The following is a 21539-nucleotide window of genomic DNA, read 5'->3' on the forward strand; positions in this document are numbered from 1 at the left end:
AAACTGGAATTTAAACAATTAGGTGTACTTATGAAGACTTTCTATAAAAAATGTGTTGTTTCTTCTGCTTTTGCAGGTTTGCTGATGGCTTCTCTTGTTGGCTGTTCTTCTGCTCCGGCTCCCGAAACAGAACCGACACGCAACAATGCCAAGAACGCCTATAGCGAAATGGAAGACGGCCAAACTGTCGCTCCCGCACAAAGTGCCGCCGCGCCTGCTCCGAAGGCAGAAGATCCTGCCGAAGAAAATCCGGCTGTGGCCATTTCTAACGTGCAGTTCAAGGTAAAGCCCACCGTTATGGTGTTGCCGGCCATGGGTGCCAAGGGGGCCACAAGCATCGAAGTCATCAAGAAGAATCCTCTGGCCAAAACCGCCATGGAAGTAATCAATGCCTACATGACTGAACGTGGCTACAGTGTCATGAGCCTCGAAACCCAGAACCAGCTTGATGAAGTGGTTCAGCTCCAGGATGACATTGCCGGTAACGATGCCGACTTGGCCTATGTGGCAGGCCTTGCCGTTGGTGCCGACATCAACTTGACTTTTGCCGGAAGTATCCAGAACGACAATCTAGTTATTGACCTGAATGCCAGCGACGCTTCTACCGCACAACTCATCGCCAGCGAATCCAGCCGCCAGAAAGACGAAGGGGAAGGCCAGCGTGTGTTAGTCCAGAAGGCTGTAAAGAACGCCATCATGGCCCTTGAAAATAAGGTTCGCGATGAACTGGCCGCCGAACTTGAAAAAGGGGTGCAGTACAAGGTGGTTTGCCGTTTGACTGGCGATTTTACCGATGAACAGGCCGAAGAAATTTCCAATACGGTCTCTATGAAGGTCCGCAAAATGTTTAACAAGATGCAGGTGAAGTCCATGACCCGCAACACCTACGATCTTGTAGTCTATGCCGACCCCGACAAGTACGAAGACGCCCAGATGGTTTACGCAGAATTCTACGAAGCCCTCAGCGGAATGGCCAAGGTTCGCCGCCAGAACATCACCAAGAAACTGATTATCCTGGAGATTCAGTAATGAACTGCCGTTCCCTGAAAGCGATTGTATTGAGCCTTGCCCTGGGTGTTTCCCTGGGAACAGCCGAAAATCTGCTGACCTATACCGCATCCTCCAAGGTATCCCAGAAGGACGCCGACCAGAAGGCTCTTGATGGGGTAGCCAAGCAGATGAGCACACGGGTAAAATCTGAAATGGAAACCCGCAAGTCTGAAGACGCTAACGGAAACGTTACCGAATCCGCAGACATGTTCAAGGGCAGCTACACCAATGTGGTGCTGAAAGGCGCAAAGATTGTTCCGGGCCCCAAGCAAAATAACCAGTTTACTTCCACGGTGACCGTCGATCTGGACCAGATTGCCTCCAAGATTCTCCTGGATCTGGATGTCATCCGTAACGACGTAAAGGATAAGGAAAAGATTATCCGCACCGACCTGAAGGCTCACGATTATTACAAGACTTCTGTTGACATGGCCGCCTTAGAAAAGTTGGTGGACCGCTATAACGAAGAACTGGAAAATCTTTCTACAGTCCAGAAAGTTCCCGCTGACTTGAAGCTGGACACTCGACTGAACGCCTTGAGCGAATTCTTTATGGACAATTTGCAGTCTCTGAAGATGGAAACGGACTTGACCAGCGAAGCATTGATCGTGACCGTTACCGACTACGCCAAGCCGGTGGCTTTTATGCCAATCGCCTTGGTGCAAGACCGCAAGAATTTGGTGGTGGAAAAAACCGACGACAAGGGGCAGGCTGTCTTTGACCTGAAGGACGTTATGGCCAAGAAGCCCACAGGCGAAGTGACCGTACTTCCGGATCTTAAGTTCAAGTATGTACGCCCTGCTGCCATCGTTTCGAAAACTGTGCAGTATTCTGCCGAAAGGACAGGCATTGCCTACAGACTTTCCTGCAAGGGAGAAACCGCAGAATGTGGAGCCCTCCGCAAGTTCCTGCTGGAATCGGGCTTCTCCTTCGTAGACGATCCAAAAACGCCTGAACTGGCGGTGACGTTGGACTTTAGCGATAAGGCCAACAGCGGTAAGACCCTGTACACCTCCAAAGCAACCATTTCCATCAAGTCCGGAGACGTCGAAATGGTGGAACAGCCCCAAGGTGTAGGCCGCGACAGCGAAAGCGCTCACGTCAAGGCCATTACCAAGCTGCCCTCCTCCAAGATCCTGCAGAATTTCGCTAAATCCCGGTCAGCAAAACGTTAGCCAGTTCCGAGATGATGTCGTCCTTGTCATCGACATAGGATAGCGGGTCTTCGAGAATTCTTTCGCATTGCATTTTCGTTAGCAGGGTTCTGTAGGGAGAGCTACCGCCAATCTCTTCGGCCCTTTTATTGATGTTCTCCAATGTATCCTGCAAATCCAGGAAGTATTGGAGGACTTTTTTTATGGTTTTGCTATTGCGTTTTAACAGCTGGTCGGCCTTGATTTGAACTGTATTTCGGTACCACAGGGAATTTGGAGCCGTCTTCAGGGATAATTGCAGCAGGGGTTCATGATTTCCTAGGAGGAACTGGTTTAAGGCTTCGATATATTGCCGGGTATGCGTTTGTAACTGCAGAAAAAGTCCCGGGAAGTGATCGTCAGCAGTCCCGATTTCCTGATTCAGGTAGATCAGGCGGGAGAGCCTGGCGTGCTGAGGGAGGATTTGTGGGTTGGCCACCCTGAGGAGATCACCAAAACTAAGACGACGACGGTTAATGTGACGTCTGCAGAACATTTCTTCGGCGTCTTTTAGGGTAATGGGTGTTAAGTAAACGGTTTGACTTTCGGGTGAGTACGTTAGACTTCCTGGATTCAACAGCATATCTTGAATAATTTGTTCAAAATTTTCAGAAGCCTCTGCATTTACGGGAATCTTGTACCGCTTAAGTTTGATGTCGAAAGGAAAAATGTCTTTCGATGTCAAAAAAAGGTTGAAGCAAATGTCAAATTTATAGCGGTCGCCTAAACGTTCGAAATCGTCATAGAAGTAATTTTCGCCAGTGACGGCAGTCATGTTCTCGATGCGTATGGAACTGTAGTCGATTTTAAATTCTGCTTCATGCCCCATAAAGGTGGTGGGGAGCACAAGGAAGTCCAGCAACTTGGTGACAAAACTTTCGATATTCGTAAAGTTTAGACTTGACGTATATACCGTGATACGGCTGTCTTCTATGGTGATGGTTTTACGCATCAGGAATTCAAGCCAATTGGGAATCTTGGACTTTGTCTCATGAGGATTCTTGGAAAGGTTGGTGAGAAGCATATCCTTGTATTCTTTGACAAGGAAGAATACCTCTGTAAGGGCCTTTTCAGAGTAATTGATTTTTATCTCGCCCTTCTTGTATTTATCGTATGCGGTTTCAAAATTGCGTTCCTTATCATGTAAATCAAAAATACGATTCACATAACGGCTTACCACATAAAGAGTCTGGTGAATTCCGAAGGGTCCGTGGTTTATGTCAAGGGACTTGTAAATTGTCTGCATGAAAACGCTCCTCAACCCTTATATCGTTTCCAATCGCAAAATTGTAAACTTGCCACATATATCTTTTTTCTAAATTTTCGCCGTTCAAAATTTAAACGTGTATATCACGAGGTAACTCAATATGGCAATGCAAGATATGAATGACCAGGTCGTCGCTCGCCTGGCTAAGCTGGACAAGTTCAAGGAAATGGGTATCGAGGCCTATCCTCATAAGTTTAACCGCACCCATGATTCCAAGGTTCTCAAGGAAAATAAGGACGCTCTCATCGCTTCCCAGGAAGAAGTGGCTTTCGCTGGCCGTGTTGTCCGCTTCAATCGTAAGGGCAAGATGTGCTTTATGCACCTGAAGGACCGTTATGGCCGTCTGCAGGTGGTTTGCGCCCGCGACGAAGTTGGCGAAGAAAACTACGAAATCGTGAAGATGACCGACCTTGGCGACTTCATCGGCGTTAACGGTACTATGTTCGAAACCCAGAGCGGTGAATACTCCGTACGCGTGAAGAAGGTGACCATGCTTTCCAAGGCTGTGCGCCCGCTCCCCGTTGCCAAGGAAAAGATTGACGAAAACGGCAACAAGGTGGTGTTCAACGAATTTGCCGACGTGGACGCCCGTTACCGTCAGCGCTATATCGACATGGCCTTGAACGACGACGTGAAGGACGTGTTCATCAAGCGTTCCAAGATCATGCAGTCCATTCGTGAATACCTCATCGAAAAGGGCTTCATCGAAGTGGAAACCCCGACTCTGCAGCCGATTTACGGCGGTGCAAACGCTCGTCCGTTTACCACCCATCACAATGCCTGCGATATGACCCTCTACATGCGTGTCGCTCCGGAACTCTACCTGAAGCGCTGCATTGTTGGCGGTATGGAAAAGGTTTTCGAATTCTCCAAGAACTTCCGTAACGAAGGTATGGACCGTACCCATAGCCCGGAATTCACCGGTCTGGAATTCTACGAAGCTTTCGCTGACTACAACGACATGATGGTCCACTTCGAAAACATCTACGAACGCGCCTGTATCGCAGCAAACGGCACCACCAAGATCATGACCCAGGGCAAGGAAATCGACTTCAAGGCTCCGTGGCCCCGCTACAGCATGATCGAAGCTATCGAAAAGTTCGGTGGCCTGAAGGTCAACGAAATGTCTGACGAAGACATCAAGAACAAGATGGAAGAACTGGGCGGCCACCTGGATGGTGAATTCAGCCGCGGCCGTGGCATCCTGGAACTGTTTGAACTGACTGTGGAAGACAAGCTGATCCAGCCCACCTTCATCAAGGACATGCCCACCGAATCTACTCCGCTCTGCAAGAAGCACCGTACCATCGAAGGCCTCATCGAACAGTTCGAACCCTACGCAAACGGCTGGGAACTGGGCAACGCCTATACCGAACTTAACGACCCCATCCGCCAGCGCGAACTTCTGGAAGACCAGGTCCGCCGTGGCCGCGGTGGTGAAGGCGAAACTCACCCCATGGACGAAAACTTCATGCACGCTATCGAATCCGGTCTGCCTCCTACCGGCGGTGTTGGCTTCGGTATCGACCGTATGGTGATGCTCCTGACCAACCAGGAAACCATCCGCGACGTGCAGCTCTTCCCGCTGATGAAGCCGGAAGTGTAAGCCCGAAGGGCTTACTAGGTCGCTTCGCTCTGAGGTATGAGGTCGCTACGCTTTGAGGTATGAGCTAAATGCGTGATTTTCATTCTCTTGAAATTTGGAACAAGAGTCATATGTTGACTCTTGATATTTATCGTGTAACGGAAAATTTCCCGAAGAATGAAATCTATGCTCTTACGTCACAAGTTCGCAGGGCCGCATACTCCATTCCAATGAACATTGCTGAAGGTTGTGGAAGAAAATCTGAAGCTGAATTTTGCCAGTTTCTCAATGTATCTTCCGGTTCAGCATCGGAATTGGAATATCAGTTGCTGTTGGCTCACGACCTTGGGTATTTGGAGAAGGAATCTTTTGAAAAATTGAGCGCAGATGTTGTGTCAATTCGAAAAATGGTTCAAGCTTTTGCTGCTCATGTCGCATCTCCCAAAGCACCGAAGGTGCGACCTCTAGCCCCAAAGCCTGCTGAAAGCAGGCGACCTCATGCCTAAACCTCTCGTCTCTCGTCTAATTATGAAACTTGAACTACTCATTGCCTGGCGTTATTTGGGGGCTCAGCGTAAGAGTCTCTTCGTTTCGCTTATCGGCATCTTCAGTATGCTTGGCGTTTCCATCGGCGTGTTTGCGCTGGTGGTTGCTCTTGCTGCGGTTAACGGTTTTGAAGAAGAGGTAACTGCCCAGATGATCGGCAAGGACGCTCACTTCGAAATCATGGCCTACAATGGGGAACCGATTGCGCCCTACGACAGCCTGATCAAGGAAGTCCGAGCCCACGATTCCCGCGTGACTGCGGCTTCTCCTTTTATCATTTACAAGGTGGGCATCAGCAGCAAGAAGGTGAACGACGGTATCGTGATTTACGGTATCGACGGCGAATCCTCCAAGGGCGTTACCGACATCCACAAGTACATCAAGTGGGGCAACTACTCTGTAGATAGCCTTGAAGATTTGAGCGGCAAGATGCGTCCGGGAATTATCCTGGGTAACGGCCTTGCCAACAGACTTCGTGTGGTGGTGGGCGACAAACTTGTTCTGCAGACATTCCAGAGTCCCGATGCGGTAGCCGCCAGCGGTGGTCCCAAGATGATGATGTGCGTGGTCAGCGGCATCTTCGAGACGGGCACTTACGAGTACGACGGCAACTTGGCTTATGTGGGCATTCCCGAACTGCAGACCTTGCTTACCATGGGTGACGCCGTTACCGGAATTCAGTTCCGCATGAATGACCATTGGAAGGCTGGGGAGGCTGTAGACAGTCTTGGCACTTGGCTTGGTTATCCTTACTACGCCATGGACTGGAAGACCAAGAACATCACTTTGCTCAAGTGGATGAACTATGAAAAGTTTATCGTGGCTGCAGTGATTTGCCTGATTATTCTTGTGGCCGCATTTAACATCATCAGTTCCTTGATCATGGTGGTAATCGACAAGACCAAGGAAATCGGCATCCTCCGCAGCATGGGTTTCAGCAAGGCAGGAATCATGCGCGTCTTTATGCTCATGGGCAGTTTCATTGGCGTGGGCGGAACCATTGTAGGAGGTTCCATCGGTTTGATTTTGTGCAAACTTCAGGAAGCTTACCATTTTATCAAGTTGCCTGGCGACGTTTACGTGATTCCCTATTTCCCCATATCGGTTCATGTTCTGGATGTGGTCCTGATTTTTGTTATCGGCATCGCTCTTTGTGTGGCCGCCACCATTCTTCCTGCCTGGAAAGCCAGCAGACTTGACCCCGTAGGAGCCATTAGACATGAGTAGTGAGGTCGGGCTTCGCCCTCTGAGGTATGGGGTCGGAGCTTCGCTCCTGGAGGTGTTTAATATGTGCATACGAATTAGGTCGCTTTGAGGTAATAATGAGTATTGATTTAAAGAATGATGCTGAGGTACAGACCAGTGTAACCTCTAGCTCGCTTTGCGAGCGACCTGATAACCTCGTACCTCAATGCCTATTGGAAACTCGCGATTTGCGTCGTGTCTTTAGCGAAACTGGTGAACAGCTGGAAATTCTGAAGGGCGTTAATTTTTCAATGAACGCTGGCGAACTAGTCGCTCTTACAGGTTCCTCCGGTTCCGGTAAATCCACCTTCCTGAATTTGGTGGGTATGCTGGATACTCCCACTTCTGGCGAAATTCTGTTCAAGGGAAAGGAACTTTCGAAGTTCAGCAGCCATGAACGTGACATGTACCATCGAGCTCAAGTGGGATTCGTGTTCCAGTTCCATCATCTGCTCAGCGAATTTTCCGCTCTCGAAAACGTCTGTGTACCGGGTCGCATTCTCGGAACAAGCGAAGCCGAATGCCGCGAACGCGCCGAGATGCTTCTGGAAACCGTTGGCCTGAAAGACCGCCTGAAGCACTTGCCCCGCGAACTTTCCGGTGGTGAACGCCAGCGCATCGCCATAGCCCGCGCCCTGATGAACAAGCCGGATCTGGTGCTGGCCGACGAACCCAGCGGCAACCTGGACGAAGCCAATTCCGCAAAGCTTAACGAACTGATCGGCGAACTGAACGAGAAGTTCAACCAGGCGTTCCTCATTGTAACCCACGACGAGATGTTGGCCAAGTTCGCTAAACGCCGAGTGGTGATGCATAACGGTTTGATCCAGAGTATCGAATAACGTCCTTTAAAAAGTAAGATGGATCCGTTTGATAAAAAAATATGGGACGTCAAGTAGACAAGCGCTAACTATAAAAACGATAGTGAATGAGAATTTTTAGGTAAAAGTTATGTCTGATATTAACGGTATTTTTTCGAAGAAGGCTAAGGCGGTTTTACAGGCCGCTCGCATGGCAGCCCGCAATTTGGGCAGCGACAGCATTAGCACAGAACATTTACTGCTGGGACTGGTCCGTGAAGATTCCGGCTTTGCAGCAGAAACCTTGACCGCCCTCAAGGTGAACTTGAATGAACTGGGCGAAAATGTTCAGCGTTCTTTGACTTCTAACGGTGGAATCATGACTGTGGGCGATGCTCACGGCGCACTCCTTTCGTTTACTATTCGTTGTAAGGCTGCATTGTTCAATGCGGCAAAGATCGCCAAGGACGAAGGGGACCAGTACATCGGTCCTGAACATCTCATGCTTGCCATCTTGCAGCAGAGTGAATCTCCCGCTGCAGGTACACTTTCCACTTTCGGCGTCACCTTTGAAAATTTCCAGCAGGCTCTGCAGCAGATCAAGCGCGATGCTATGGAATCCCAGGTTCCCGGCGAAGAGGGTATGGCTGGCGAAGGTCCTTTCGGGGGAGAACAGCCCCGCGAAGGTCAGCCCCGCGTTGGTGAAACCCGTCAGCAGGCTCGTTCCCAGTCCCGCTCCAAGACTCCGATTCTGGAACATTTTGGCCGCGACTTGACCGCTATGGCCCGCCAGGGTAAGCTGGACCCGATTATCGGTCGTGAAGCAGAAATTGAACGTCTGATCCAGATTCTCTGCCGACGCAAGAAGAATAATCCGGCACTCATCGGTGAACCGGGTGTGGGTAAGACCGCCATTATCGAAGGTCTTGCACTGAAGATTGCCCAGAAGAAGATTCCGGAACTGTTGGCCAACAAGCGCGTAGTTAGCCTTGATGTGGCAGCCATGGTGGCAGGCACAAAGTACCGCGGACAGTTTGAAGAACGTGTGAAGGGCCTTATTATGGAACTTCAGCGCGTAGATAATTCCGTCATTCTTTTCATCGATGAATTGCATACCATCGTAGGCGCAGGCGGTTCTGAAGGTAGCTTGGATGCTTCCAATATTTTCAAGCCTGCACTTGCCCGTGGCGAACTCCAGTGCATTGGCGCGACCACCATCGATGAATACCGCAAGTACATCGAAAAGGATGCCGCCCTGGAACGCCGTTTCCAGACCATCGTGGTGAACCCGCCTTCTTCTGAAGATTCCATCCAGATTCTGGAAGGTCTGCGAGCCAAGTATGCGCAACATCATAAGGTCCGTTATACACCCGAAGCCATTCGCGCCTCCGTCACCTTGGCAGAACGTTATATTTCCGACCGATTCTTACCGGACAAGGCCATCGACGTCTTGGATGAAGCAGGAGCCCGTGTCCGCCTGAATTCCATCCGCACACCTCAGGACTTGAAGGAAATGGAAGATGCCTTGGCAGAAGCCCTCCAGCAGAAGGAAGAGGCTATTGCCGAACAGCAGTACGAAACGGCTGCCGCCCTCCGCGACAAGATTGAAGCTCTTACAAACCAGATTGCAGAACGCCGCGAAGCTCTCAACAAGGAAGATTCCGCAGAACTTCCCGTAGTTGACGAAAACGAAATCCGCGATTGCATCAGTAAGATGACCGGCATTCCTGTTAGCCGCTTGGCTGGCGAAGAAGCACAGAAACTTCTGAAGTTGGGTGACGAAATCAAGGAACGTGTTATTGGTCAGGATCAGGCCGTAGATGCAGTCGTAAAGGCAATCCGCCGTACCCGCGCCGGCATTCGCAATAACAAGCGCCCCATGGGTAGCTTCCTGTTCCTGGGTCCCACCGGTGTGGGTAAGACTGAACTTGCCAAGGTCTTGAGCTTGAGCCTGTTTGGTAGCGAAGAATCCATGATTCGTATCGACATGAGCGAGTACATGGAAAAACATAGCATTAGCCGCCTGATCGGTGCGCCTCCGGGATACGTTGGCTTCGAAGATAACGGCGGACAGCTTTCCGAGAAGGTCCGCAAGCGCCCTTATTGCGTGGTGCTCCTGGATGAAATTGAAAAGGCTCATCCGGACGTTTACAACTTGCTACTCCAGATTCTGGATGATGGTATTCTTACCGATAGCTATGGTCGCAAGATTAACTTCAAGAATACAATCATCATCATGACCAGTAATGCCGGCGCCCGCGAAGTCCGCCATAGCTCTGGCATGGGCTTTACCAAGATGGGGGAGACCGACGACTACGAACGTATGGAAACCGCTATCCGCGAAGAAGTAAAGCGTGTATTCTCTCCGGAATTCCTGAACCGTATCGACGAACAGATTGTGTTCCGTCCGTTGACCAAGAAGGACTTGTCTTCTGTTGTGGATATCCAGCTGACCTTCTTGCAGAAGAACTTGTCTGAACGTGGAATCCTGCTGGAAGTTTCCCAGGCCGCCAAGGAATTTGTAGTTAGTCACAATTACGATTCCGCCCTGGGCGCCCGCCCCATCCGTCGTTCCATTCAGCAGTTGATCGAAGATGAAATTGCCGAAGGACTCCTCCTTGGAATCTACAAGGACTTCTCCACGATTTCCCTGGATGTGGTGGATGGCAAGCTGAAGTTTACTTCCGAGGCATTGCCTAGTTAGGTACAGGTCGCACCTGACGGTGCTAGAGGTGATCAGGTCGGAGCTTCGCTCCTAGAGGTTGATGCCGGAGAATGGGTAATTACCTCTAGGCGTAAGCCGACCTCTAGGCCGCAGGCCGACCTCACACCTCATACCTTATTTACTATCTTTTGACTGCAAATAATTCAAACAATCAACCAAAGGACAATATCATGGCAAAGATTTCTGCCGTTCTTATCTTCGGTGCACCGGGTTCCGGTAAGGGTACCGTCGGCGCTAAGCTCGCTGCTACCACTTCTCTCAAGCACCTCTCCACTGGTGACATCTTCCGCGGCATCGCTCCCTCCAGCGAATCTGGCAAGCTCCTCGCTTCCTACTCCAGCAAGGGTCTCCTGGTTCCCAACGAAGCTACCGTTGAAATCTTCGGCCGCTATGTTGAAGGTCTTGTCAACACCAACAAGCTGAATCCCGAAAAGGACACCCTCCTCCTGGATGGCATTCCTCGTACCGTTGAACAGGTCAAGCTCATCGAATCCATCGTCGACGTGAAGCACATCTTCGTGCTCGACATCAAGGATGAAGCTACCATCGTTGCTCGCCTCCTGAACCGCGCCAAGATCGAAGGCCGTAAGGATGACGCAGACGAAGCTGTTATCAAGAACCGCCTCAAGGTTTACAAGGAATCCACCGCCAAGGTTCTTTCCAAGTACAACAAGAAGATCATTTCTCACATCGTTGGCGACAACACTCCGGACGAAGTGTTCTGCGACGTGCTGAAGGCATACGTTGACTTCTGCAAGGCTTCCGCTCCCAAGGCTAAGAAGCCGGCTGCAAAGAAGACTGCCAAGAAGAGCAAGTAATTCTTGACCCAAAAGTCTGAAGGCACCCCGTTTTTACGGGGTGTTTTTTATTGTGCTTAAATCAACACAAAATATTACAAAAACCTTTCGGAATACTGAAAGTTTTTTATATTTGCTCAGAATTTGTTTAAATACCGCGTAAAAAGATTTTCTGACGGGAATATTGGTTAAAAATGGATAACTCTCAAGTTAACACAAAAAACGGATCCAATACAGGCAGTGCAAAGAACGACGACGAAATCGATCTCCTCGAAGTTCTAGGAATTCTTCTTAAGCACAAGCTATTCCTGTTTTTCTGTCTAGTCGTCGGTACTGTTGTAGGTTTCCTGGCCTCTAACTGGGTTCGCCCGCAATATACTAGCGACGCTCTTCTTCAAATTGATGTTAAGGGAAACAAGGCCGGAAAGGCCATGGGCGAAATGGGCGCACTCCTTGATGTAGCCAGCCCCGCAGAAGCAGAAATCGAACTTCTCAAGAGCCGCATGGTCTTGAGCTACGTCGTCGAACAGGAAAGACTTTGCTTTAACGCCTATCCCAAGGGACCCATGAAACGTCTGACCCATAAGGAAGGACGTATGGACCTTGAAAACCTGCATATTCCTGAAATTGCCATTACCGAAAAATGGTATGCCCTGGTTACCGGTCAGGATGAATTCATTGTCATTACCCCGGAAGATACGGAACTGGTAAAAGGCAGGGTAGGTGAACCTGTTTCTGCCCCCTACGCAGGAGATTCCCTGGTTATCCAGGTCAAGGCTCTCCGTGCAGAACCCGGCCAGATGTTCGTTCTCGTCGAATCTGATCCGCTGGCCGCAGTTCGTGAACTCGTGAAGCAGCTGAACGTTGCTGAAAGGGGTAAGCAGACCGGCATCATCGGCGTTTCCTATACGCATCAGTATGCAGACCGTGCCGCCTCCATATTGAACACCATCGCCAATATTTATCTGCGCCAGAATGTTGAAATGCGCAGTGCTGAAGCAGAAAAGACCTTGGAATTCCTTGAAAATCAGCTGCCCGGTGTTAAGGCAAAACTTGATTCCGCCGAAAAGAAGTTGGCCGACTACCGTCATAAGATTGGTTCCGTGGACCTGAGCGGCGAAACCCGCACTCACCTTGAAAAGGAAGCCAACCTCGAAAAGCAGATTCTTGAACTGGAACAGAAGCGTCAGGAACAGACCCGTTTGTTCAAGGATGAGCATCCGGCCGTGGTCACCATTGTAAAGCAGCAGGATCGTCTGCGCGCCGAGCTGGCCCGACTGAAATCTTCTGCCGCCAAGATGCCATTGACTCAGCAGGAAGTGATTAGCCTTCAGGAAGAAGTTGCCGTGAACAACGCTCAGTATACTTCCATGCTCAACAACATCCAGCAGCTCCGTGTGGTCCGTGCTGGTGAAGTGGGCAACGTCCGCATTGTGGACTACGCTCAGATTGAACGCAAGCCTAGCAAGCCCAACAAGAAGCTGATCTTGATCGGCTGCATTGCAGGTTTCTTCCTCCTGGGCGCCCTCCTGATTTACCTGCTCCAGATGACCAAGCGTGGCGTGCGTAGCTCTCTTGAAATTGAACGCGAAACTGGCGTTAGCGTTTACGCCAAGATTCCCAAGTCCGAAAACAGCATCCTCAGCCTCCGCAAGAAGGGCAAGAACACCCTGCCTCTCGTCGAAGAAGATCCCGAGGATCCTGCCAGCGAAGCTTTCCGTTCCCTTTATACTGCAATTGATTTCTCTGTGGGTGAACAGAAGGTTATCATGGTCACCGGTATGATTCCTGGCGTCGGCAAGAGCTTTGTATCCAAGAACCTGGCCGCCCTGTATGCTGCCGCTGGCAAGAAGACCTTGCTGATCGACGCCGACATGCGCCGTGGTGTGGTCTACAGCCATCACAAGCAAGGTCTCGGCGACGTACTTTCTGGAAGATGCACACTGGAAAGCGCTGTCGCAGACTCCATCACAAAAAACTTGTTTGTAATCGGTGCCGGTATAACAGATGTTTCTCCCAGTGAATTGCTGCGCGGAACCAAGTTCAAGGAACTCCTTGATAGCGCTTCGGAAACCTACGACACCATTATCGTAGATACTCCGCCTCTGAATCTGGTCACTGACTCCGAATTGATTTTCCCGGTTGTGGATTTCGCCTTGTTCGTTCTCCATTACGGACGTCATTCCATGGAACAGATCAAGGAAGCCATGATCAAGATCGAACGCTGCGGCAACAAGCCTCACGCCCTCGTGATGAACCATTGCGAATCCGACGGTCATGGTTATGGTCACTACGGATCCTACGGATCCTACGGCTCTTATGGCAGCTACAAAAAGAAGAAAAAGCGCTAAGTAAATCAGCGGCCACAGGGCCGCTTTTTTTTATATTTGGGACGGAAAAGTTAGAGGTATAAATGAAGTTTCTGATTACAGGTGCAGCAGGTTTCATCGGATCCAAGATTATGCAGATGCTTGCAGATCGCGGCGATGAAGTTGTAGGGCTTGATAATATCAACGACTATTACGATCAGCGTCTCAAGTACGGAAGACTTCGTGAAAACGGTTTTGAACAGCCGGACAGCAATTTTGAATTTGGCAAAATGTTGACCAGTACCAAGTGGTCCAACTGTCGCTTTATCCGCATGGATATTGCAGACAAGGAATCCCTGGACACCCTCTTCGCCTCCGAAAAATTCGACAAGGTCATGAACCTTGCGGCCCAGGCCGGAGTCCGCTATTCAATTACCAACCCCTATGCCTATATGCAGAGCAATATGGTAGGCTTCCTCAACATTCTTGAAGCCTGCCGCAATACCAAGGTGCCCTACCTGGTATTCGCCTCCAGCAGTTCTGTATACGGTCTCAACAGCAAGGTTCCCTACAGCGAAGACGACAAAGTCGATTCCCCGGTGAGCCTCTACGCCGCAAGCAAGAAGAGCAACGAGCTGATGGCCCACGCTTACGCCAAGCTCTACGGAATCAAGGTAACCGGTCTCCGCTACTTCACTGTTTATGGTCCCTGGGGCCGCCCCGACATGTCACCTATGCTTTTTGCCAAAGCCATATCCAAGGGCGAAGCAATCAAGGTGTTTAACAATGGCGACATGATCCGCGACTTCACCTACATCGACGATATTGCTGAAGGTTCTATTCATGTATTGGACCGCGAACCCGAGGCCGCAAACTGTGAAAACAACGTTCCATACCGCATTTTCAATATCGGCTGCAGCAATCCGGTAAAGCTGATGGACTTCATCAGCGAAATCGAGAACGCTTATGGCGAACCCGCCAAGAAGGAATTCCTGCCCATGCAGCCAGGAGACGTCTACCAGACCAACGCCGACACCACCAAGCTAGAACAGCAGTGCGAATACAAACCCCACTGGAGCCTCCACGACGGCATCGCCAAGTTCATGGAATGGTACAAGAGCGACGCAAATCCGCTGAGATGAGCAAATAGTGAATACAGAACGCACCTCATACCTTACTACAGATATTAGGCCGGCCTTACGGCCTTTTAGGTATTAGGCCGCACCTGCGGTGCTTTGGGGCAATCAGAACAATTCACAATTCATATCTCATATCTGATAATTCATACCTGGTAGCTCATATCAGATATCTCGCCACAAGCCTTTTTGGGCCATATTCTCTCGTCTCTTCTCTCTCGTCTCTCCTCTATTATATATATTTCCTCAAAATTGCGGGCGGACCACGCCTGCTAGACTTTGTTCAACTAAAAGGAAAAAAATGAAACGTCTCTCCATTGCCGCTATGGCTATTTGTGTTGCTGGTCTTGTTGCTTGTAACCAGGCTTCCGCCGGTGGTTCCTTCAACCAGCAGGCTCGCCTCGACCAGCTCGAAAAGGATTTCAACCAGGTTAAGGAAGAATTCGAAATTCTTAAGTACGCTCTCGACAAGCGAGGCATTTCTCTCGAAGCTGCCAAGGCTGAAATGGAAGCAGACAACAAGGTCTGGGACATTCCCGTTGACGAATCTCCGGTCTTCGGCAACACCACCAACCCCAAGCTGACTATCGTGGAATTCACCGAATTCCAGTGCCCGTACTGCTCTCGCATCGCTCCCACCATGAAGGAACTCATGGACAAGCACCCGGGCGAAATCAAGTTCATATACAAGAACTTCCCGCTGTCCTTCCATGCTAACGCCAAGCCGGCAGCTGCAGCAGCCATTGCCGCTCAGAAGCAGGGCAAGTTCTGGGAATTCCGCTATGCCCTGGCACCCCATTCCCGCGAACTGACCGACTCCACCTTCGAAGCAGTTGCTAAGGAAGTTGGCCTGAACATTGAACAGTTCAATAAGGACCGCGTCCTGGACGATGCCATGAACGCTCGCATCCAGAAGGACTTCGATCTGGGCGTCAAGGTTGGCGTTCAGGGCACCCCGAACTTCTACATCAACGGTAAGCGCCAGGATCGCTTCAGCCCCGAACTGGTTGAAAAGATGCTGAAGGAAGCCAAGTAATTTTGGTTCAATCTGTGTACGCGACTTCGCGCCGCGTGCACCTTTTTTGGCCTCAAAAGATTTAATTTCGAATAGCAAATTAAAACAAAGATCAAACTAACACAAACAAAAGGATACGATATATGATGAAGCGTACATTGACTGCTGCATCCATTGCCCTTCTGGGTTTTGGTGTGACAGCTACAATGGCTCAGCCGAAAGCACCTCGTGTAGTTCCTTACAAGTTCTTTGACGATGCATATCGCCAGGGTGGCTTCGACTACGCATACGGCGGCAAGAGCAAGGGTATCACCATTACGAAGGACGGCGGCTACAAGTCCAAGTCCGCTCTGAATATCAAGCTGGACCCCAGCGAATATTCCGGTGCTTCCGTTTGCCTTTACAACGAAACTTTCGACCTGAACAAGTTCATGCTCGACTCCAAGCTCGAATTCATGATCAAGGGCGCAAAGGGTGGCGAAACTGTTAAGGTCGGTCTCCTCGATGAAGAAGTTTCTGACGGCAAGAAGACTCAGGTCGTTCTTCCCATGAACAAGTACATCGAAGGTGGCTCCGTCACTACCGAATGGAAGAAGGTTTCCATTCCTCTGGTCGACTTCCCGGATCGTGGTCTCTACTGGGACAACACCCGTAAGTCTGAATTCCCCGCACGTATCGACTGGGATAAGATTGCAGAAATCCGCTTCTCTATCGACAAGAGCGCCGAAAAGACTTTCGAAGTCTGGGTTGACAACATCGAAATCGTCAAGGGTAACAAGAAGGCCAAGCCCAAGGCCAAGATGGTTTACTGGGATGAAAACAACGACGTCATCGACGGTCCTAAGAACCCCGAAAAGCTGGACGGCAAGGCTAAGCCCGTTGCCAACGGCATCTTCTACTCTGATGGCCTGAAGGGCTTCAGCTACAGCTACGGTGGTCTCTCTGCCCAGCGTGAAGCTGACTCCAAGACTCCGGGTAACAAGAACGTTCTCGCTCTCTACATCGATAACAACGACTGGTCCGGTGTGACCTACTCTCTGGGCGAAGGCAAGTATGTTGACTTGTCCAAGGTCCGTAACAAGGGTGGTCTCTACTTCTGGATCAAGGGTAAGCTCGGTGGCGAAAAGGTATACGTTGGTATTCTGGACAACCAGGGCAACGATATCAAGAGCCAGACCAAGATTAGCCTCAACGACTGGATCGAAGGCGCCAAGGTTGGTACCGATTGGAAGCTCGTCAAGATTCCTCTGAAGAAGTTCGGCGACAAGGGTAAGGCTTGGGACGCTAACAAGCAGGCCGAAGTTGCTAAGGATATCCAGTGGAACAAGATTCAGGAACTCCGCTTCTCTGTCGGCAAGGGTGAAAACCAGGGTGAACCGGGTAAGCCGGCTCCTGTGACCATCTACGTTGACCAGGTTACCTTCACCGAAAATATCGACTGGGTTGACCCGGATATCAAGTGGGATAACTGGAAGGGCAATGCTCCTGACTACGTAATTTCTGACTTCGAAAGCAAGTTCAACGGCGACAAGTGGGAACCGTCTAAGGGCCCGAAGTCCAAGGTTGAAGTTGATGTTCCGTTCAAGACTTCCAAGCTCGATGGCAACTCCCTCAACGTCAAGCATTTCGAAATGTCTGACTGGGTTGACGTTGTGCTCGACCTCAAGAAGAACAACCGCCCGGCTGCTGACCGTGACTGGACCAAGCACTGGGGCATCATGTTCGACGTTTACTCCGAACGTCCGTGGCAGTCTATTACCGTTCAGGTCGGCGACGCTGGCAGCGAACTCTTCGTTGCTAACACCGGTGTACCTCGCGGTCGTACCACTGTGATTGTTCCGTTCCGTAACTTCAGCAAGTTCCCGTACTACCAGCCGCCTGAAGCAAAGGAAAACGGCCTCTTCGACCTGAAGGGTGTTGTTTCTCTGGACTTCAAACCGGGTGGAGAAGGTTCTAACGGTTCCTTCGAAATCGATAACATTAAGCTGACCAACCAGAAGGAAGTCAAGGCTGCTGCCCGTCCGGCAGTTGTCAAGGTTGACGTCAAGGGTTCTTCCGACGTGATCAACCCGAACATCTCTGGTGGCCTCTTCGGTATCAACGCTGCCCTCTGGGACGGCGACATGCTGGACAACAAGAAGTTCAAGACCCAGACTTGGGAATATGCAAAGCGCATCAACCACGGCATTATCCGTTACCCGGGTGGTCTCCGTGCTGATGACGACCACTGGAAGGAAATCCTCGACAACCACGACTGGATGGTCGATACCGACGAATTCCTCGCTTGGTTGAAGAAGACCGGCTCCAACGCTATGTTCACCGTGAACTTCGGTTCCGGCACCGAACAGGAAGCTGCAGCATGGGTTAAGCACACTAACGTAGACAAGAAGGCCAACATCCTGTACTGGGAAATCGGTAACGAAGTCTACGGTAACTGGCACCCGTACTACGAAAAGTATGGTAAGGACGGCGGTACCGTTTATGGTAAGCGCGCACGTAAGTTCATCGAAGCTATGAAGAAGGTTGACCCGACCATTAAGGTTGCTGTGCTCGGCGTTCTCGATGGCGACTGGAACGAAAACGTTCTCCGCGAAACCGGCGACATCGCTGACGGTCTTATCGTTCACCACTATCCGCAGCACTTCGGTGAAGAAAACGACTTCGCCATGCTCTCTGCTCCTCAGGACCTGACCCCGATCTACAGCCGTCTGCACAAGACCGTAGATAAGTGGACCAAGAAGTTCAACAAGGACAAGAAGATCGAACTGTGGCTCACCGAATGGAACTCTGTTGACTTCAACCCGGGTCCGCAGACCATCGCTCTCGAAAACGGCCTGTTCGTTGCTGACTACCTGGCTATGCTCGCAACTGAAAATGTTGACAACGCACAGTACTGGGATATCCACAACGACATCACTCCGGAAGGCGGTGACTACGGTTACCTGACCCGTTCTGCAGAAGAATGCATGAACTGCCCGCGTCCCAGCTACTGGGCATTCCAGATGGCTTCTGACGCTCTCCGCGGCAAGCTCCTCAAGACCACCATCACTGGCGATAAGGAATCTCTCCTCACTACTTACTACACCGAAAATGGTAAGAAGAAGAGCCTCCTGGTCATCAACAAGAGCCCCTACAGCGACTACGAATTGAAGCTGGATATCCCGGGCTTCAAGGGCAAGGCTAAGATGCAGGTCTTGGACAAGTCCTCCGAAAAGCTGAAGGAAGGTTGGGCAAACGATCCTTCCAAGAAGGCTAAGGATGTTGACCTGTCTAAGCCGGTTAAGGTTGGCAAGCGCACCGTTACTTTGATCGTTCTCGACAAGTAATCACCTCAAATTAGCTCTAATGCCGCAAAGGTTGATGGGCTAAATTGAAATCAAAGAAATCCCGTCGGATAAATACCGGCGGGGTTTCTTTTTTGTAAAAGTTAAGTATGTGGACAATTCTTTGCTTGTTAACTAAATTTGTTTACGTTTGGGGTTAGATTCTAAAAAATCTTTCCGTTACATTTTTGATTAGGACGTAAGGTGGGTGATGCCATCTAGTTTCTGGGATTAAGCAAAACACTTGCTGTTTTGCGTTGTTGAGTTGTTGGTTAGGAGACCACAAGAAAGGCGACGCGGCCTGGGGGTTGCGTCGCTTTTCTTATTCCCTTGTCATTCTCTTTTTTGGGGATGCTCCACGGTAAAGTCTAAAATTCCCGATTGATCCTTCGGTAATTCGCCTTGATTTTTTTTACGCCCTTTATAAAATTTGTAGTTATATTGCACGTTGGTAGATTAGGAGGTTTTATTCGGATGAAAAAGAGATTTCTTGCACTATCGTTTGTATCGGCTCTGCTATTGGGCTGCACTTACGCTGATTCTTACACGGTTAATCAAAAGGAATTGGAAAACGAGGTTGCCCTGACCGACTTGGAGGGGGTCGTTTTTTCGTTCAGCTGCGACAACGGTTCTTCTAAATGCGGCCTTTCCTTTGACAGTTTCGCAACAAATACAATACAGACCTCATCAAGTCCCAATGGGAATCATTACACTGTAAACGAAAGCAGGTTTTCGAAAGCCTCTATCCTTAGCCTTCAGTTGACAGAAGAGGGGAAGGAGCCTAAGCCATTGATTGCCTATTCAAATTCCATAAAGAATTACATTAAGGGCGATGACTTTATTCCGACCATGGGTAATTTGGAACATCCAAACGACAAGATCAGTTTTAGTGGTTACTACTTAGATGACAATTGGGTGGAAAACGATACGACAGTCCTTATAGGAAATGTCATTTACGGCGATTCAAAGAACAGGGCTCGATTCAAGATTACAGATTCAAAGGGTCACTATGTATCCTTGGCTGTTGACATGATCTTGAAACAGATAGTCAGTAGTGAAGCAAATTTCGAAAACAGGGATTATTATAATCGAGAAATTCCGTTTTTCACTTTAAAAGAATATAGGAGGTAATCATGAAGATTAGAATTACTCTCCTGGCCTTGCTCTTGAGCGTTACGATGTCGATGGCAAAATCCTTTGATAATTTTTCCGTGGGAATCATGTCTGGATTGTCATTCAACATGCTTTCCGGATTGCCAAGCGATTTTGATGAAGGCAGTGGTGCAGGCACGTCCTTGATTGCAGCAAGATTTGCAATTCCGATTTTCTCATCATATTCACCAAACGGATACTCATTGACCTTTGTTCCTGAAATCGCTCTCGATGTAAATGGGTATACCGTAAAGTTTAAATATCTTGATCAAGATGCCGAGGAAGAACTGACTCTAGTTTCTCTGCGCTTGGGAATGTTATTCGACGTTTTTTTTGATAACCACATGTTCCTAACTCTTGGACCTGACGTCAAGCTGACTAGCTTTGACGAACGCGTGACAATCGCGGATGAGGAATTTAAACCGAAATCAAATCCGTCCAGTCAAATGTTGGTTGATGGCACCATCGGTTTTGGCTATAAATTTCAAAGAATTGATTTTGGCATACGATACAGTATCGGAATAATGGAAATTTTTAAAAATACGGGTTTTCATGAGCACATTTTCCAAGGATACATCACATACTGGTTTATGCAATAAAAAAAAATTCTCACTTCCGTGAGGCCTTTTTATTAGTCCTTTAGGGATTACAATCATAGGAAACCGACGGCTCCTGCTCCTGTTGTAGAGGTGGCTCCGCCTCCTCCGCCTAAGCCATCTATCGAGTCGGACCGTGTTGTGCTTCGATACGCCGGCGGTACATTAGAAAATAGGTAGCTATAGTACTCAATAGTACTTTTTTTCTTGCAGTTGAATTTTTTTGTTGCATGTTCGTAAACTTTTTTATAAATTTGGCGTCGGTAAAAGGGGCGTGACGTAAGTCACATTTGGGTTTAGGAGGATTGATCTTGCGGTTAGAGCATTTGGCTCGCCCAAGTATACTTTCCTAAAAGTGTGGTGTTTGTATGGATTTGGCATGCCTTGCAGGGACGCCTGTTTGTTGTGTTTAGAGTTTGAAGGTTAGAAAGAGTTGTTGGTTAGGAGACCACAAAGAGCGGCGTAGCTTTCGGGCTGCGTCGTCTTTTTTTCCCTTATTCTTACGTTCTGAATTTTATTTTAAATAGAAGTGGCTATATTGGATGCACTGGGTATGAGATACACAATTATGGGTTGTTATTAAAAATGCTTTTTTTACATTTTTCTTTCTAATTAGTTTTTATCTTGTTTATGCATCACCAGACTATGACGCTGATTATGCCTTGCCTGGCAATTATGTTGAATATGCGTCAAAAGTGTCTGGCTCCAAATGTAACGTAAGTTTTAAAAGTCCTCTGAAGAAAGTTGTTTTAGATAGCACAATATATCGTTGTAATCAAAAATTTGAAATTTATTTTGAA

At 49.2% G+C, this 21539-nt stretch carries 15 protein-coding genes; 14 read left to right on the plus strand and 1 reads right to left on the minus strand.

The window, feature by feature from the left end; all coding sequences use genetic code 11:
- The first annotated feature begins 30 nt into the window (after positions 1–30).
- Together BUB73_RS08195 and BUB73_RS08200 are read left to right on the plus strand one after the other, a co-directional pair.
- Positions 31–1029, plus strand: a complete 999-nt coding sequence (locus BUB73_RS08195) for a DUF6175 family protein (RefSeq protein ID WP_073284975.1) — start codon at positions 31–33, stop codon at positions 1027–1029.
- Positions 1029–2225 carry a hypothetical protein gene (locus BUB73_RS08200; RefSeq protein WP_073161082.1) on the plus strand — a complete coding sequence of 399 codons (1197 nt, stop codon included), beginning with the start codon at positions 1029–1031 and terminating at the stop codon, positions 2223–2225. Before BUB73_RS08195 ends, BUB73_RS08200 begins: the two co-directional genes overlap by 1 nt.
- Here BUB73_RS08200 and BUB73_RS08205 read toward each other — a convergent pair.
- The gene (locus BUB73_RS08205; protein WP_073284977.1) at positions 2200–3489 is read right to left on the minus strand and encodes a hypothetical protein; all 1290 of its coding nucleotides are present in this window, start codon (positions 3487–3489) and stop codon (positions 2200–2202) included. The genes BUB73_RS08200 and BUB73_RS08205 overlap by 26 nt on opposite strands.
- A gap of 121 nt (positions 3490–3610) precedes the next feature.
- On the opposite strand from BUB73_RS08205, the gene lysS reads away from it, so the two are divergent.
- The 12 genes from lysS (at position 3611) to BUB73_RS08265 (ending at position 20742) form a co-directional block, all read left to right on the plus strand.
- Positions 3611–5116: a lysine--tRNA ligase gene (gene lysS, locus BUB73_RS08210; protein WP_073161084.1), complete on the plus strand. Its 1506-nt coding sequence runs from the start codon at positions 3611–3613 to the stop codon at positions 5114–5116.
- Positions 5117–5184: 68 nt separating this feature from the next.
- A complete protein-coding gene (locus tag BUB73_RS08215) occupies positions 5185–5601 on the plus strand; it encodes a four helix bundle protein (RefSeq protein WP_083539698.1) in 417 nt (138 codons plus the stop codon).
- 22 nt (positions 5602–5623) lie between these two features.
- A complete protein-coding gene (locus tag BUB73_RS08220) occupies positions 5624–6868 on the plus strand; it encodes an FtsX-like permease family protein (protein WP_249269342.1) in 1245 nt (414 codons plus the stop codon).
- Between the two features lie 95 nt (positions 6869–6963).
- Complete coding sequence (locus BUB73_RS08225) at positions 6964–7728, plus strand: ABC transporter ATP-binding protein (RefSeq protein ID WP_249269341.1); 765 nt, start codon at positions 6964–6966, stop codon at positions 7726–7728.
- A 109-nt stretch (positions 7729–7837) separates the two neighbouring features.
- The gene (locus BUB73_RS08230; RefSeq protein WP_073161088.1) at positions 7838–10390 is read left to right on the plus strand and encodes an ATP-dependent Clp protease ATP-binding subunit; all 2553 of its coding nucleotides are present in this window, start codon (positions 7838–7840) and stop codon (positions 10388–10390) included.
- 191 nt (positions 10391–10581) lie between these two features.
- Positions 10582–11229: an adenylate kinase family protein gene (locus BUB73_RS08235; protein WP_073161089.1), complete on the plus strand. Its 648-nt coding sequence runs from the start codon at positions 10582–10584 to the stop codon at positions 11227–11229.
- 173 nt (positions 11230–11402) lie between these two features.
- The gene (locus BUB73_RS08240; protein WP_073284980.1) at positions 11403–13559 is read left to right on the plus strand and encodes a polysaccharide biosynthesis tyrosine autokinase; all 2157 of its coding nucleotides are present in this window, start codon (positions 11403–11405) and stop codon (positions 13557–13559) included.
- Positions 13560–13621: 62 nt separating this feature from the next.
- A complete protein-coding gene (locus BUB73_RS08245) occupies positions 13622–14659 on the plus strand; it encodes an NAD-dependent epimerase/dehydratase family protein (protein WP_073161091.1) in 1038 nt (345 codons plus the stop codon).
- Positions 14660–14954: 295 nt separating this feature from the next.
- The gene (locus tag BUB73_RS08250; RefSeq protein ID WP_073284983.1) at positions 14955–15689 is read left to right on the plus strand and encodes a DsbA family protein; all 735 of its coding nucleotides are present in this window, start codon (positions 14955–14957) and stop codon (positions 15687–15689) included.
- Positions 15690–15811: 122 nt separating this feature from the next.
- Positions 15812–18994, plus strand: coding sequence for a carbohydrate binding domain-containing protein (locus BUB73_RS08255; RefSeq protein WP_073161093.1), 3183 nt, complete (start codon positions 15812–15814; stop codon positions 18992–18994).
- Between the two features lie 471 nt (positions 18995–19465).
- Entirely contained in the window at positions 19466–20122 is a 657-nt protein-coding gene (locus tag BUB73_RS08260; RefSeq protein WP_073284986.1) for a hypothetical protein, read from the plus strand.
- A 2-nt stretch (positions 20123–20124) separates the two neighbouring features.
- Positions 20125–20742 (plus strand): outer membrane beta-barrel protein, encoded by a 618-nt coding sequence (locus BUB73_RS08265; RefSeq protein ID WP_073284989.1) that lies wholly within the window; start codon positions 20125–20127, stop codon positions 20740–20742.
- The last annotated feature ends 797 nt before the right edge of the window (positions 20743–21539 follow it).

Source organism: Fibrobacter sp. UWH6, assembly GCF_900142465.1.
GTDB lineage: Bacteria > Fibrobacterota > Fibrobacteria > Fibrobacterales > Fibrobacteraceae > Fibrobacter.